15 protein-coding genes are annotated in these 14,245 nt (G+C 51.4%); 5 read left to right on the top strand and 10 right to left on the bottom strand.

What is annotated here, in order from left to right; all coding sequences use genetic code 11:
• Window positions 1–14 precede the first annotated feature (14 nt).
• A complete protein-coding gene (locus VFT64_01130; GenBank protein HEU5046426.1) occupies window positions 15–653 on the bottom strand; it encodes a peroxiredoxin in 639 nt (212 codons plus the stop codon).
• Window positions 654–789: 136 nt separating this feature from the next.
• Here VFT64_01130 and VFT64_01125 point away from each other — a divergent pair, with 136 nt between their 5' ends.
• Window positions 790–2,070 (top strand): HlyC/CorC family transporter, encoded by a 1,281-nt coding sequence (locus VFT64_01125; GenBank protein HEU5046425.1) that lies wholly within the window; start codon window positions 790–792, stop codon window positions 2,068–2,070.
• A gap of 3 nt (window positions 2,071–2,073) precedes the next feature.
• Here VFT64_01125 and VFT64_01120 read toward each other — a convergent pair whose 3' ends face one another.
• Complete coding sequence (locus VFT64_01120; GenBank protein HEU5046424.1) at window positions 2,074–3,246, bottom strand: hypothetical protein; 1,173 nt, start codon at window positions 3,244–3,246, stop codon at window positions 2,074–2,076.
• A 239-nt stretch (window positions 3,247–3,485) separates the two neighbouring features.
• On the opposite strand from VFT64_01120, the gene VFT64_01115 reads away from it, so the two are divergent.
• Window positions 3,486–4,433, top strand: coding sequence for a hypothetical protein (locus VFT64_01115; protein ID HEU5046423.1), 948 nt, complete (start codon window positions 3,486–3,488; stop codon window positions 4,431–4,433).
• Window positions 4,434–4,456: 23 nt separating this feature from the next.
• On the opposite strand, the gene panB is transcribed toward VFT64_01115, so the two are convergent.
• The 5 genes from panB to bioB all read right to left on the bottom strand — a co-directional run bounded on the left by panB (window position 4,457) and on the right by bioB (window position 8,695).
• Window positions 4,457–5,275, bottom strand: a complete 819-nt coding sequence (gene panB / locus VFT64_01110; GenBank protein ID HEU5046422.1) for a 3-methyl-2-oxobutanoate hydroxymethyltransferase — start codon at window positions 5,273–5,275, stop codon at window positions 4,457–4,459.
• Window positions 5,276–5,389: 114 nt separating this feature from the next.
• Window positions 5,390–5,776 (bottom strand): 30S ribosomal protein S9, encoded by a 387-nt coding sequence (rpsI, locus tag VFT64_01105; protein ID HEU5046421.1) that lies wholly within the window; start codon window positions 5,774–5,776, stop codon window positions 5,390–5,392.
• A 92-nt stretch (window positions 5,777–5,868) separates the two neighbouring features.
• On the bottom strand, window positions 5,869–6,324 hold the full coding sequence (gene rplM / locus VFT64_01100) for a 50S ribosomal protein L13 (protein HEU5046420.1): 456 nt from the start codon (window positions 6,322–6,324) through the stop codon (window positions 5,869–5,871).
• Between the two features lie 75 nt (window positions 6,325–6,399).
• Window positions 6,400–7,656 (bottom strand): adenosylmethionine--8-amino-7-oxononanoate transaminase, encoded by a 1,257-nt coding sequence (locus tag VFT64_01095; GenBank protein HEU5046419.1) that lies wholly within the window; start codon window positions 7,654–7,656, stop codon window positions 6,400–6,402.
• 88 nt (window positions 7,657–7,744) lie between these two features.
• Window positions 7,745–8,695, bottom strand: coding sequence for a biotin synthase BioB (gene bioB / locus VFT64_01090; GenBank protein ID HEU5046418.1), 951 nt, complete (start codon window positions 8,693–8,695; stop codon window positions 7,745–7,747).
• A 37-nt stretch (window positions 8,696–8,732) separates the two neighbouring features.
• Here bioB and VFT64_01085 point away from each other — a divergent pair, with 37 nt between their 5' ends.
• The 3 genes from VFT64_01085 (at window position 8,733) to VFT64_01075 (ending at window position 11,621) form a co-directional block, all read left to right on the top strand.
• The gene (locus VFT64_01085; GenBank protein ID HEU5046417.1) at window positions 8,733–9,845 is read left to right on the top strand and encodes an 8-amino-7-oxononanoate synthase; all 1,113 of its coding nucleotides are present in this window, start codon (window positions 8,733–8,735) and stop codon (window positions 9,843–9,845) included.
• A gap of 585 nt (window positions 9,846–10,430) precedes the next feature.
• The gene (gene rpmB / locus VFT64_01080) at window positions 10,431–10,727 is read left to right on the top strand and encodes a 50S ribosomal protein L28 (GenBank protein ID HEU5046416.1); all 297 of its coding nucleotides are present in this window, start codon (window positions 10,431–10,433) and stop codon (window positions 10,725–10,727) included.
• Window positions 10,728–10,796: 69 nt separating this feature from the next.
• Window positions 10,797–11,621, top strand: coding sequence for an oxidoreductase (locus VFT64_01075; protein ID HEU5046415.1), 825 nt, complete (start codon window positions 10,797–10,799; stop codon window positions 11,619–11,621).
• A gap of 27 nt (window positions 11,622–11,648) precedes the next feature.
• On the opposite strand, the gene rfbC is transcribed toward VFT64_01075, so the two are convergent.
• The 3 genes from rfbC to rfbA are packed head-to-tail and all read right to left on the bottom strand — an operon-like array spanning window position 11,649 to window position 13,949.
• A complete protein-coding gene (gene rfbC, locus VFT64_01070) occupies window positions 11,649–12,203 on the bottom strand; it encodes a dTDP-4-dehydrorhamnose 3,5-epimerase (GenBank protein HEU5046414.1) in 555 nt (184 codons plus the stop codon).
• Window positions 12,190–13,068: a dTDP-4-dehydrorhamnose reductase gene (rfbD, locus tag VFT64_01065; protein HEU5046413.1), complete on the bottom strand. Its 879-nt coding sequence runs from the start codon at window positions 13,066–13,068 to the stop codon at window positions 12,190–12,192. The genes rfbC and rfbD overlap by 14 nt, the downstream gene beginning before the upstream one ends.
• The gene (gene rfbA, locus VFT64_01060) at window positions 13,065–13,949 is read right to left on the bottom strand and encodes a glucose-1-phosphate thymidylyltransferase RfbA (GenBank protein ID HEU5046412.1); all 885 of its coding nucleotides are present in this window, start codon (window positions 13,947–13,949) and stop codon (window positions 13,065–13,067) included. The genes rfbD and rfbA overlap by 4 nt, the downstream gene beginning before the upstream one ends.
• Between the last annotated feature and the right edge of the window lie 296 nt (window positions 13,950–14,245).

Raw genomic sequence — 14,245 nt, 5'->3', positions numbered from 1 at the left:
AAACTTCTTACTCTTTAGAGTTTCTTTGCGTGCTTTTTGAGGTAGCTGGCAACGCCGTCAGCGGTTGCCTTCATGCCTTCGTCGCCGCGGTTCCAGTTAACCGGGCAGACTTCGCCATTTTCTTCATGGAAGTTGAGCGCGTCAACCATACGCAGCGCTTCTTCCACATTGCGGCCAAGCGGCAGGTCGTTCACCACCTGGTGACGCACAACACCTTCACCGTCGATCAGGAAGAGGCCACGGAACGAAACCGCTTCGTTTACCAGCACATCATAATCGCGAGCGATGGATTTGGTCAGGTCGGATACCAGCGGAAACTGAACATTACCGATACCGCCTTTTTCCACCGGCGTGTTCTTCCAGGCGAAATGACTGAATTTGGAGTCTACGGATACGCCGATCAACTCAGCGCCGCGGGATTTGAATTCCTTCACGCGGTTGTTGAAGGCGATGATTTCCGACGGGCAGACGAAGGTGAAATCCAGAGGATAGAAAAACAGGACACCTTTTTTACCCTTCTTGGTGACTTTGCCGTTCGCATCCCGCTTGATGCCCAGATGGCCCAGCAGGCTGAACTTGTCATCAAAAGAATTGTCCGCGAGTACCGCAGAAGCCGTGAAATCCGGTGCCGCTTTGCCTACCAATACCGCCATAAAAACCTCCAGTTCAATGTTTGTTGCGTTTTGAGGCGGCAAGTTTAATGCAATCACGGTTCATAAAGCAATCCCTTTTATTTAGTTTCATAATGCTGTAAGTAGAACGCTCCGCTAATTATTATTCCTTACGGTTATGGACGTCGAGCTAATCATCACGTTTTTCTGCCTGTTGATGTCAGCCTTCTTTTCAGGCTCGGAAACAGCCGTCACTGCCGTTTCACGCGAGCGCATCTATCACCTGATTGTCGAAGGCAATCGCAATGCGGTGGCTGTGGGCGAGCTGCGTAAAAAGAAGCAGCAGTTCATCGGCGGGATCATGCTGGGCAATAATATCTTCACGATTCTGGGGTCGTCGCTTGCGACCGATTTCGCCATCAACCGCTGGGGCGAACATGGCGTGGTGTATGCCACCATTCTCATGACGGCGCTGGTCGTTATTTTTGCGGAAGTGCTGCCCAAAACCTACGCCATTCAGAATGCCGAAAGCATGGCGTTGAAGCTTGCTCCCACCATAACGCTTGCGCTCAAGATTCTGCATCCGCTCAATATTGCACTGCAATTTATTGTCACCGGCATATTGCGGCTGTTCGGCGTGGATATCAGCCGCAGCAATTCGCTTGCTTCCGCGTCCGAGTTGATTCGCGGCACGATCGAGCTGCATCACCACGAGGGCGATGTGGTCAAGCAGGACCGCGACATGCTTGGCGGCATTCTGGATATGCGTGAGATTCTTGTCAGCGAAATCATGGCGCACCGCCTGAACATGGAGACCATCAACGCCGATCTTCCGATTGAAGACATTATTAACCTTGCCGTCAGCAGCACACACAGCCGAATTCCGTTATGGCAGGGTGAGCCGGATAATATTATCGGCGTATTGCATGTGAAGACGCTTATCAAAGCCCTGCGTGAGAACAAGGATAACTTCGACAGCAAGAAACTGGCCGATATTCTTGTGAAACCCTGGTTTATTCCGGAGAGCACCACAATCAACAACCAGCTGTATGAATTCCGTTCCCAGCGCCAGCACCTGGCGCTCGTGATTGACGAATACGGCGTACTGCAGGGGCTTGTGACGCTTGAGGATATTATTGAGGAAATCGTCGGGCGTATTGATGATGAACATGATAAGCATGTTACGAGCGAGATCATTGCGACCGGCGAGAATAGCTATATCGTCAACGGCACCATGACCATACGCGACCTGAACCGCGAACAGGGCTGGGATCTCCCTGACGGGGAAGCATCCACTATTGCAGGGCTTGTCATTCATGAAGCAAGACTGATTCCGGAAGTTGGTGAGCAGTTTGAGTTTTATAATATGCGCTTTACCGTTCTGGAGAAGAAAGGCCATCAAGTGACAAGGCTGAGAATAGAAAAGCTGGAAGAAGAAGCGCCGGAAGATGACGGCTAGGCATTAAGCGCCGCGTGCACCGGAGAGCTGCGGGGCTGCTTGCTGCTGTTGAATTCTGGCGGCCCATTCGCCTGCTTGATTGGCCTGCGCCCATTCCCGATCGATATCGCCTGCCTGAGCAATACCTGCATTCTGTGCCGTAAGTTTGGCCGTGGCCTTCCCTACCGCAGGGTTTTTGCCGGAGTAAAAAGCATCGTTTACCAGATGCATGACTTCCACAGAGGAAGCTTTATGCGATATGCATTGCCTAGCCAGTTCTTCTACCGCATGCGCGCTGGTGTTTTTAGGCGCAAGTCCGCCGATCATATTCATATACGCTTCAGCCGATGCATTTCCACCGGACTGTTGCACGGCGTCATAGCCGGCCAGCCCCGTATGTCCGGAAGTCAACATGGAGGGCACCATGGAAAGTCCCATACTCAGCACCATCTGTTTGCCGAACCCTAATTGCCTCTTTGAGCCCAGGAAATAAAGGTTGGCGCCGATTTCCGTCAACTGCGCCCCCATTCCGAATAAAGCACTGCCGCCAAAAGCTTCCTTACGGGCAGCTTTCATGAGCGGCGGAAGATTATGTCCCACCATCAGCGATAAGGTGGAAATCTTTTTTCCGCCCGTCAGATCGCTATACATGTTCTTAAGCACGGAAATTTTCTTGGCACTGTCAAACACCAGGTTCCCTGTGCCCAGCGCGGCAAAGGTGCCGGAGGTGACAAGGTTGCCGACGGAATTCTGACTCAGGCGCTCCTGCACACCGCTGCCCAGGGTCTTTTGCGCAAATGTTGATATTTTGTCAGATGCAACGCGAGTTGCTCCAGTTACGGCGGAGGAATGTCCAAACACATCCCCAACAGCCTCGGTAAATTCACTAGCTGTCGCTCCGGGTAACCCCGTTACCCCTGCAGCTTTCTCCATATGCGGCTGCATCTTACTGGGAGCTTTCCTTCCTGCCCAGCCTATAAGATTGCCCAGCATCGGAGCAAACATCATTAATGTTGTAAAATGACCCGCAGTTTTATTGACACCGGCAAATATGCCGCCTGCGCTGACTGACGATTTCGTAGGGGTAATCTCAGTGCCACTCCTGACCGCAGACGAAGCCGTTCTGCTAGCAGCAGGTGCCGCTTTAGTTCCGCTGGGAGCAGCGGTGGATGGTCTAGGTGGTGCTGCAACAGGCATGTATACTCTTTGTATTTTCTGCTTTTATCACAAGGGCATTATAACCCGCCCTTACACAGTATTATATGGCATAAAGGTTAAATTTTTGTGACAATTCCAATAATCATCTATTAATCATATGTTTATAGTGCAATTTCAGTCATATGATTTTCTGGCTTGATGCAATACAAAATTTAATAAAATATTAATTATTTCCAGTATATTATATAATTATGCACCACGCAAATTGGCATAACAATATGACAACTGAAGATAGACAAAGTGAAGAGTTTCGCATTCAAACCGTTCTTAATGACTTAACTCATTTTTTACCGCCAGCAGATCATGAGCAGCAAAGAGAATTTGCGGCAACTCTTACACCGGAACTCAACGATGAAATCGTAGAACGATTCCCCATGCTGCAGGGGGAAACAAATGTGCAAAAGGTTTCAACGGCTACAGGACAATGGAAAGTTGTCCTTGCCAGCAGTGGAGGTTATCTGGCGGAAACCTATTTTGTTACAGAAGATACTGCTGAAGAAGTACGGGAAATATTGAAAGAGATTGCGGGCAACGAGCAGCAGGTAAATTATTCTCCCGAAAATGGACATTTGCAAATCTCCCTTCCCGACTCCCCACATGCTTACCGCATACTAGGCATGCACGATCTTACAGACACTCTATCCCAAATTGCAGGGGGAATGCAGTGGAAGCTTGATTGGCGTTCAGAAGAAGACGAAGGCTCCAGATTGTCATGCTGTTCCGAAGATTTTGATACTGGAAAAGGAGTTGATGGAAAAACAACCTGCGAAAGAGAAGAAACAATTTTATCAAAGCTGGGATTTAACGTTACACGTCATCAACAAAACTTTCATGATAGTATGGATGAATATACCGCAGAATTCACTCATGCTATTGAACCTGTAGAGTATCTTAATCTGTCTTTTCACGAAAAAAATATACAAGTTGCCCATGCTTTGCGTGAATTCTCGAGGCTCGCTGAAAGACCGAAAACGAAAGCGGCACTTGGTGGCGAGGTACCGTATTCCGCGTTAGCCGAAGCTGTTGAGTATTTTGCTGCACAGTTATCTGCTCCAGGAAGAGAGCGCTCTTTTGCTCAGGCACGAGAAGAAATAACTACTGATCCAGAAAAACTCCTGATGGCCGTACGTGCATATAACAACAGAGATCAGGGAAGGCAGCTATAAAGAACTATTATTTCCAACTAAACTCATTTCTTTGTAAAACAGTGTTCTAGTGTCGGGAATTTATGCCCTCTTACCTCGGCTGCATAGGCTGAAACAGCCTGCGTCACGATGGTTTGAAGATCGGCGTATTTCTTCACAAAGCTCGGTACGGACGCATTCAGGCCAAGCATATCCTCCGCAACCAGCACCTGCCCGTCGCAAGCCGGGGAAGCGCCAATTCCGATTGTGACGATGGATAATTTTTCGGCGATCAGGCGCGCGAGGCTTTCTTCCACCCCCTCAAGCACAACAGCGAATGCTCCGGCTTCCTGTACTGCCACCGCGTCTTCCATGATCTGTTTGCGTTCTTTGGGTGTGCGGCCGCGATAGCGGTAGCCTCCCATGGAATTTACATGCTGGGGCATCAGCGCTACATGGCCCATGACAGGGATAGCCCGGCTGGTCAAAAACGCGATTGTATCCGCCATTTCCGCGCCGCCTTCGATCTTCACGGCCTGACAGCCGGTTTCCTTGATCACGCGCGCGCAAGCATTAAATGCCGCTTCATACGATCCCTGATAGCTGCCGAACGGCATATCCACCACGACCAGCCCTGCGCTCGAGGCTTTGACCACTGCTTTACCGTGCGCGATCATCATGTCGAGCGTGACTGGCAGCGTGCTTTCCATGCCGTAAAGCACCATGCCAAGCGAATCGCCCACCAGAAGGATATCCGCATGCGGGTCGATCAGCTGCGCCATCGGGGCCGTATAAGCAGTGAGCACCACAACGGGGGTGTCATTGTCTTTCAGATTCTGGATATCAACGATTGTCTTGCGGCGAGAGGTGGTGTGTTTACTCATGTGCAAACCCCCTAAAAATGAAAAGCCAGATTACCTGAAAACGATCCCGTGTAAAGTAACACGCACACTTTCCGATAATCTGGCGATATAGCTGCCTGAGGAGGCAAGAAACGCTTAGCGCTTGCTGAACTGGAAGCTTCTGCGCGCTTTCGCACGGCCGGACTTCTTACGTTCTACAACGCGTGCGTCACGGGTCAGGAAGCCGCCCTGGCGCAGCGCTTTGTGGTATTCGGTGTCATACTGGTCGAGCGCACGGCTGATGCCGAGACGGACTGCACCGGCCTGACCGGAAAGACCGCCGCCGACTACGGTGCAAACAACGTCAAAGTTGCCAACGCGGTTCAGCACGGCGAACGGCTGGTTGATGATCATGCGCAGTACGGGACGTGCAAAATACTGTTCCAGTTCTTTGCCGTTAACGGTAATCTTGCCGCTGCCGCGGGTGATCCATACGCGGGCAGTTGCGTCTTTACGACGACCGGTGCCATAGGTGCGCAGGATGTTGCTTGCTTTGGGCTCAGCGGCTGCTTTTGCCGGTTTTTCCGCTTTCGGAGCTGCTGTCTTGGCTTTCGTTGCCATGTTTAACCTCTAAATTAACGCTTGTTCTTAGGATTCTTTGCCGCGAAGTCATATACTTTCGGCTGCTGAGCGGCATGCGGATGTTCCGTGCCCTGGTAAACGCGCAGCTTGGCAAACTGATGTTCGCCGAGCGGGCCTTCCGGCATCATGCGTTCAACCGCCTTGCGGATGATACGGTCCGGGTGCGTGCTGAGCACGAATTCAGCCGAACGTTCTTTGATACCGCCCGGATGGCCGGTGTGGTGATAATAGACTTTCTGCTGCTTCTTACGGCCGGTCATTTTGACCTTTTCGCAGTTGATGATGATAACGTTATCACCGGTGTCAATGTGCGGGGTGTACATCGGCTTGTTTTTGCCGCGCAGGATTTTGGATACTTCGGTCGCAAGACGGCCGAGTACAACGCCTTCAGCGTCAATAATCCACCAGTTTGCATTCACTTCGGAAGGCTTCGCAGAATATGTTTTCATAAATACGTCTATTTTCAATGCGTTTCTAATAGGCTGCGGAAAATAGGTGAGTGGCTAGCATTTGTCAACTGTAATTTAGCCTAATTCCTGCACGATTTTCACCACCGCACCCGTAAGCTTCGCCAAGGCATCAGATGGAATCGTAAACGCTGGCATTATATAAATAATATCTTCAATAGGGCGAACCCACACCCCTTCTTCTATAAAACGGGCGCGCAGGCGCTGCCTATCCATCTTTGATGCTTCGAGCTGCACAACACCGATGGCTCCCTTCACACGCACATCCACCACAGAATCCATTGTCCGGCAAGGTCTTAGCTCTTCGCGCAGTTGTGCTTCAATCGCCTCTACCTGCGCTAATCTTGGCTCGCTCTCAAACAGATCCAGCGATGCATTTGCCGCCGCACAAGCCAGCGGATTGGCCATATAAGTTGGCCCATGCATGAAGGCGTGGTCGGCATCATCGCTTAGGAAAGCGTCAAATACGGCTTCCGTTGCCAAAGTGGCAGCAAGCGTCATGGTGCCGCCGGTAAGCGCCTTGCCAATGCAAAGCAAGTCAGGGCTTATTCCCGCTTCATTGCAGGCGAACATCGAGCCTGTTCTGCCGAAACCAGTTGCAATCTCGTCGGCAATGAACAGCACCTCGTATTTCTTAGCAATACGATAGATCTCGGCCAGAACATCAGAAGAGTGGAATTTCATCCCCCCTGCCCCCTGTACGAGCGGCTCGATGATGATGCCCGCTATATTTTTGTGCATATCTCCGAGAAGGCTGTCGAATTCAGCAAAGCCATATTCCTCGTTGGGCACATCTACGACATATTGCTTCGTCGCATAAGAGCGGAAGGCTTTGTGCATAGAATCGGGATCGGAAACGGACATCGCCCCGGTCGTATCGCCATGATAGCCGTAGCGGAAGCACAGGAAACGGTTGCGGCTGGACTGACGCTTGTTCTGCCAGTATTGCAGCGCCATCTTCAGCGCCACCTCTATCGCCACCGAGCCGGAATCCGAAAAGAATACGCGCGAGAGCCCCGGCGGCGCGATATTAGCCAGCCTGCCCGCAAGTGTGAGCGCCTGCTCATGCACCATTCCGCCGAACATCATATGCGGCAGGGTTTCAAGCTGCGTTTTTATGGCCTGTTCGATATGCGGATGGCGGTAGCCATGACAGGCCGTCCACCAGGAAGCGATACCGTCCACCAGTTCGCGCCCGTCCGCCAATTTGATTATGGAACCTTCCGCCTCGGCTACGGCCAGCGGCGGCTGCGCATCTTTCATCTGCGTATAGGGGAGCCAGATATGCTTTAGATTATCTTTGTACCAGTCCATATTGTCTAGTAGGGAGCTGCCCTGCGTGGTCGTCGTTTAGAACTACGCGTACCTATACATATTATATACATAGGTAACGCTCTTATCTTTAAGCAGCCACCTGTACGGGCTTCAGCCCAAGGCGAGCGAACATCTGCATATCCTCATTCGCAGCGGGGTTCGGCGTGGTCAGCAGCTTTTCCCCGTAGAAGATCGAGTTCGCGCCGCTTAAGAAGCACAGCGCCTGCGTTTCCTCGCTCATCTCTTCACGTCCTGCGGAGAGCCTGACATAGGATTTAGGCATCAGGATACGCGCGACTGCAATCGTGCGCACAAAATCCAGCGGCGCAACGCGCGGCGTTCCATCCAGAGCCGTTCCCTTCACCTGCACAAGCAGGTTGATTGGCACGCTCTGCGGATGCTGTGGCATATTAGCGAGCGTCAGCAGCATCTCCGCCCGGTCTTCCATCTTCTCGCCCATGCCGACGATACCGCCGCAGCAGACATTAATGCCCGCTTCACGCACACGGTTCAGCGTCTGGATGCGATCATCGAATGTACGCGTGGTGATGATCTCAGAATAGAAAGATTCAGAGGTATCGATATTGTGGTTATAATAATCGAGCCCAGCTTCCTTCAGGTTTTTTGCCTGGTGTTCTTCCAGCATGCCAAGCGTCACGCAGGTTTCCAGGCCCATGGCCTTAACACCGCGCACCATCTCGGAGACTTTTTCAATATCCCTGTCTTTCGGTGAACGCCACGCGGCGCCCATGCAGAAACGCGACGCACCGGCTTCCTTCGCCTTGCGCGCTTCTTCCAGCACTACATCCACTCCCATAAGCTTTTCCGCTTTTACGCCGGTTTCAAAGCTTGAGCTCTGCGGGCAGTAGCCGCAATCTTCCGGGCAGCCGCCGGTCTTAATGCTCAGCAATGTGCTGATTTGCACCGTATTGGGGTCGAAATGCGCACGATGCATTTCTTGCGCTTTGAACACAAGATCGTTAAAAGGCAGGTTGAAGAGTGCCGTTACTTCGGGCAAGGTCCAATCGTGACGTATCATATAAGCCTATCGGTTCACCAAATAAGAAAGCCATAACATGCCAGCTTTATCCGACGTAGCAAGGGAAAAGTTACACGAGTTTGCCGGAACCGCCCGCAAACGCGAGCTTGTGACCACTGTCCGCGAAGAAAATACATATGTTATGCGCAACGGCAAGCGATTGATTTCCTTCAGTTGCAATGATTATCTGGGCCTGACGCAGGATCCAAGAGTCAAGGAAGCCGCTATCAAGGCTACCGAACAATACGGAGCCGGGGCCGGAGCTTCTCGTCTTGTAACGGGCAACCACCCTCTTTACGCGGAGCTGGAAACCAAGCTTGCACGCTGGAAAGGCGCGGAAGCGGCTGCGGTTTTCGGCAGCGGTTATCTGGCGAATATCAGCATTATCCCGAGCTTTGTCGGGCGCGGCGACCTGATTCTGGTCGACCGGCTGGTTCATGCCTGCCTGCTGGATGGCGCACAGCTTTCCGGCGCGAAGGTGCTGCGTTTCAAGCATAATGATGTGAAGGATTGCGAGCGGCTGCTTGCGCAGCATCGCGGCCAGTATCGCCACTGCCTGATCGTAGTGGATGAAGTCTATAGTATGGACGGCGACCTCGCCCCCATGGCCGAACTAGGTGAAGCTGCTTCCCGGCACGATGCATGGCTGATGGCGGACGGAGCGCACGCACTGGGCAAGCCCTGGTATATGCCGGATATTTATGTCGGCACGCTTTCCAAAGCGCTGGCGTCTTACGGCGGATTCGTCTGCGCCAAGAAGGATATTGTCGATTATATTATGAATAGCGCCCGCAGCTTCATGTTCTCCACCGGCCTGCCGCCTGCGGCCATTGCCGCTTCATCCACTGCACTGGATATTATCGCCGAACACCCCTCCTTGGTCTATGAACCGGTTGATAAAGCCAGAATCTTTACAGAAGCGCTGGGCATGGCTCCTGCGCATTCACAAATTGTTCCACTTATTTTGGGAGAGGATGCGCGTGCCCTCGCCGTTTCCAGCGCACTTGTACAAGCCGGTTACCTCGCTGTAGCCATTCGTCCCCCCACAGTGCCAGAGAGAACCGCGCGCCTGCGTTTTGCATTTTCGAGCCAGCATCAGGAAGGTGACATCCTTAATCTGGCGAGGTTTATCCGGGAAAATCTAATTTAGCCCGGACCTGACCTGCAGAACCGCTCAAATTGCTCCTTCAATTCAGTCTCCTGCGGGCCTGTTGCGTATCTAACTGCCGCATTTATCAATCTCTCGAATTCACTCGCAGCCGTCTCTGCCCGCTCTATCCCCATGCTGGTATATATGCGTGCCAAAATTCGCGTGGCTCCCCTTATATCTACATTGTCCGCCCGCTCTGCTTCAAACGCTCTCCATAGCACTCTTTCCTCTGCATCTCTAAGCGCCTGGAGAGTATGGCTGTTACTCTGTTCACCGTTACCAGGAAGAACAATCCCATGTTCGGGATTTCCAAATTGCTCGTATATCTTTACGCGCACACTCGTTACTATGGTATTAGCATATCCCTCTAATGGCATAAATAATTAACCGATTGAATATTAATTAATTTTTTCCATTATAGCTCATGGATATTAAAATTTAATTAACAAGCGTTCGGACTGACTGCAGATGCTGAAACGTGTACGCAAATGCTATGACAATAGCGAAAAACCGCTTGACCGAGCGCCAACAATTCGTTAGAAGTCCCGCATCTTAACGTATTTTTGATATATTGCAGGGGATTTTATGGCAAAGAAATGTGAATTGACGGGCGTGGGCCCGATGTCCGGAAACAACGTTTCCCACTCCAACCGCAAAACGCGCCGCCGTTTCGTACCGAACCTGCAGGTTATTTCCCTGATCAGCGAAGCTCTGGGTCGCAGCATTTCCATGCGCCTGACCGCTGCCACGATCCGTACCGTTGACCATAACGGCGGTCTGGATGCTTATCTGACCACGACTTCCGACAGCAAGCTGACTGAAGAAGCTCGCCGCCTTAAGCGCCAGATCAAAAAAGCTATCGCCGCCAAGACTGCCGCTTAATATCTAATTACGTCTGCTCTCTCAGCGGTTGACTGCGGTTCACGTTATCGTTCTGCATGGAGGAGAGTTATGAGTAAAGTCTGGTTCATTACCGGCTGTTCCAGTGGATTTGGAAAAATTCTTACGCAGGAACTGTTAAAATCCGGCGAGCGTGTGGTTGCGACTGCACGCAAGGTCGAAGCGCTTTCCCATCTCCAAGACATTAACGATGCCAACCTCCTGACGCTCCCGCTGGATGTCACAAAGCGCGATACTATTTCAGAAGCTGTAAAACGGGCACATGATCATTTCGGCGCTATCGATGTATTGGTGAATAACGCAGGCTACGGCATCATGAGCGCGCTGGAAGAAGCTTCCCCTGCCGCTATTGAGCGCGTATTCGCTACGAATGTATTCGGACTTATTGCCGTGACGCAGGCTGTACTGCCCATCATGCGCAAGCAGCGTTCAGGCCGGATTATCAATATTTCTTCTGCCGCCGGAGCGGTCGTCACACCGGGTTTCAGTATTTATAATGCGACGAAGTTTTCCGTCGAAGGGGCCAGCGAAGCCCTGGCACAGGAAGTGGCTCCCTTTGGCATCAAGGTTATCATTATCGAGCCGGGTCCATTCAGGACCGATTTTCTCGGTCGTTCACTCGACGTCATGCCTCCCATCCAGGATTATGAGCAGAGTGTCGGCCCCACACGCCAGTATGCTGAGAAAAATAACGCACAACAGGCGGGCGATCCACTGAAGGCCGCGCATATCATCATGCAGATGGCTGAATCCCCTGCCCCACCGCTACGCATGCCGCTTGGCAATAGTGCAGTCGACCGCATCAAGAATAAGCTCAGCAACTGGCAGAAAGAGCTGCTTGAGCATGAAGAGCTTTCACGCTCTGCAGATTTTTAGGGTTTATTAAGTATATATTCCAGACACCTAGCTCCATTTAGGCGGTGCAGCCTTATACTGGGCGAAACTTTGCTGCTTCGTATCGCGTTCGGATATCGTAGGATTGCTTACCGGCCAGTTGATTGCCAGATCGGGATCATTATAAGCGATTCCGCCCTCCCCCGCAGCGTTGTAAACACCTGTCACCTTGTAGAGTATATCGGCAGGTTCATTCCCCACTACGCAGAACCCATGCGCAAAACCGGCGGGAATCCAGAACAGCCTTCCGTTGTCACCGCTCATTTCTATACCATAGTGCTGGCCGTAGGTCGGTGAATCAGGCCGTATATCCACCGCTACGTCCCATATGGTTCCGCGGATCACACCGATCAGCTTTCCTTGCGGCGGAGCGAATTGATAGTGCAGGCCGCGCAATATTCCTGGCGCGGAACGCGAGTGATTGTCCTGCAGGAAAAGATATGGCAGGCCTGCCTCGGCAAAACGTTTTGCATGGAAACGTTCTACGAAGAAACCACGCGCATCGCCATGCATATCCAATTCAACAACTTTCAATCCCTCCAGCGGGCAATCAATGATTTTCATACTTCTCTTTCATACATTCCGATACGCCGTCTCTCCAGGAGGGCATGGTTATATTCAACACCGCCTTCGCCTTTGAACAGTCCAGACGCGAATTAGCCGGACGCTTCGCTGGCAGCGGATACTCGGTTGCCGGTATAGGCTGTATTCGCTGTACTTGCAACGGAACATTATGCGTACGCGCCTCTTCGACAATAGCACTGGCAAAACCATGCCATGTCGTAACACCTGCATTGCAAAGATGGTAAATTCCACTTGGGAATGAAGGCTGCTTCAGCGCCGTTTCCAGTGCATTCAGCGTAGCTTTTGCAAGATGTGCGGCAAAGGTCGGTGCGCCGAACTGATCGTTGATCACGCGCAATTCTTCGCGTTCGCCTGCGAGGCGCAATATAGCATTGAGAAAATTCTTTCCCGAAGCATCATAGACCCACGAAGTGCGAAACAGCAGATATTTTCCTCCCGCTTCCACAATGCGCTTTTCCGACTCCGCTTTGGAGCGGCCATAAGCATTCAGCGGACGTACTGCATCTTCTTCTTTCCGCGCGTTGTCGCCACTTCCGTCGAAGACATAATCGGTGGAGAAGCTTACAAATGGAATATTTTTCTTTGCACACCACGAGGCCATGATTGCGGGTGACTCCGCATTCACTGCCGTTGCCAGAGCTTCTTCCTTCTCCGCATTATCGACCTGCGTATAAGCGGCTGCGTTGATGACGGCGGAAGGTGCATAATTACCCAATACCTCTCGAACCGTTTCGGGTTTTGACAGATCCAGCATACCGCGTCCCAGGAAAACAGCATTAGGCAACAGACGGCGCAGAGCCCGCGCAAGCTGCCCGGTGGAACCGATGACGAGCAGATTATTCACCAGATAGGTTCCTTCCACTCTTCGATCAGGCCACGCAGATATTTACCGTATTCATTATTGGGATATTGATTCACGAGTGCTTCGAACTGGTCTGCGGTGATATAGCCCATGTTGAAAGCGATTTCTTCAATGCAGGCAATTTTGTGCCCTTGCCTTTCTTCGATGATATGCACGAACTGCGAGGCGGCAATCATGGAAGACGGCGTTCCCGTATCCAGCCACGCTACACCGCGCGACATACGCTTTACCGTCAGCTGGCTTTTTGCCAGATATGCATTACTTACGTCGGTAATTTCCAATTCGCCGCGCGGGGAAGGTTTCAGCGACTTTGCGATCTGCACAACGTTGTTGTCGTAGAAGTATAATCCTGTGATCGCGAGCGATGATTTCGGCTCTTTCGGTTTTTCCTGAATGGAAATAATCTTTCCTGAGCCATCGAATTCCAGCACACCGTAGCGCTCCGGGTCCTTGACAGCATAAGCGAAGATCATGGCTCCTTCCGTCATCTTCCTTGCATCTTTCATCTGTTCCAGCAGAGAATAGCCGTAAAAAACGTTATCGCCGAGAATCAGCCAGACGGAAGAGTCGCCGATAAATTCTTCGCCGAGAATAAACGCCTGCGCGATCCCCTCTGGCTTTGGCTGGACTTTGTAGGACAGATTAATGCCGATCCTGCTGCCATCACCGAGCAGTTTCTGCACCATCGGCATGTCATGCGGTGTGCTGATGATAAGAATATCGCGTATACCCGCCTGCATCAGCAGCGCGAGGGGGTAATAGATCATCGGCTTATCATATACCGGCAATAGCTGCTTACTGATTACGCTGGTCATTGGCGCAAGCCGCGTTCCGGAGCCGCCCGCCAAGATTATCCCCTTCATATCCGCCTCTGTATCCTAAATTAATCCAATATTAACCAGTCTAACGCATTTTGGCTTTCAGCGTGGCTTGCAGGCTGGTTTTCACTCTTTATCGCGTTTTCCGCGAGCACCGCGACCAATAGCGTCAATAATGCAACAGTTGAGTACTTTCTTTTTTCCTTCTTTTACAACCCGCTTTTTTTAATGCAATCAGTGGTTTTGTTAAGACTTTATTAGCACATTAATGCTTATAGTAGAGCCATAACATCGGAACAACAAATTTCTGCGTTTGCAGCGATAGGTCCTGGAATACATAC

The organism is Rickettsiales bacterium (genome assembly GCA_035765535.1).
Taxonomy (GTDB): domain Bacteria; phylum Pseudomonadota; class Alphaproteobacteria; order Rickettsiales; family JABCZZ01; genus JABCZZ01.
The sequence above is the reverse complement of the archived record's forward strand: the minus strand, read 5'-3'. Positions and strand labels throughout refer to the sequence as shown.

Excerpts from the sequence above, each read along its gene's own strand:
- VFT64_01130 (HEU5046426.1), bottom strand. The coding sequence starts at position 653 with ATGGCGGTATTGGTAGGCAAAGCGGCACCGGATTTCACGGCTTCTGCG.
- VFT64_01125 (HEU5046425.1), top strand. The coding sequence starts at position 790 with ATGGACGTCGAGCTAATCATCACGTTTTTCTGCCTGTTGATGTCAGCC.
- VFT64_01120 (HEU5046424.1), bottom strand. The coding sequence starts at position 3,246 with ATGCCTGTTGCAGCACCACCTAGACCATCCACCGCTGCTCCCAGCGGA.
- VFT64_01115 (HEU5046423.1), top strand. The coding sequence starts at position 3,486 with ATGACAACTGAAGATAGACAAAGTGAAGAGTTTCGCATTCAAACCGTT.
- panB (HEU5046422.1), bottom strand. The coding sequence starts at position 5,275 with ATGAGTAAACACACCACCTCTCGCCGCAAGACAATCGTTGATATCCAG.
- rplM (HEU5046420.1), bottom strand. The coding sequence starts at position 6,324 with ATGAAAACATATTCTGCGAAGCCTTCCGAAGTGAATGCAAACTGGTGG.
- VFT64_01095 (HEU5046419.1), bottom strand. The coding sequence starts at position 7,656 with ATGGACTGGTACAAAGATAATCTAAAGCATATCTGGCTCCCCTATACG.
- bioB (HEU5046418.1), bottom strand. The coding sequence starts at position 8,695 with ATGATACGTCACGATTGGACCTTGCCCGAAGTAACGGCACTCTTCAAC.
- VFT64_01085 (HEU5046417.1), top strand. The coding sequence starts at position 8,733 with ATGCCAGCTTTATCCGACGTAGCAAGGGAAAAGTTACACGAGTTTGCC.
- rpmB (HEU5046416.1), top strand. The coding sequence starts at position 10,431 with ATGGCAAAGAAATGTGAATTGACGGGCGTGGGCCCGATGTCCGGAAAC.
- VFT64_01075 (HEU5046415.1), top strand. The coding sequence starts at position 10,797 with ATGAGTAAAGTCTGGTTCATTACCGGCTGTTCCAGTGGATTTGGAAAA.
- rfbC (HEU5046414.1), bottom strand. The coding sequence starts at position 12,203 with ATGAAAATCATTGATTGCCCGCTGGAGGGATTGAAAGTTGTTGAATTG.
- rfbA (HEU5046412.1), bottom strand. The coding sequence starts at position 13,949 with ATGAAGGGGATAATCTTGGCGGGCGGCTCCGGAACGCGGCTTGCGCCA.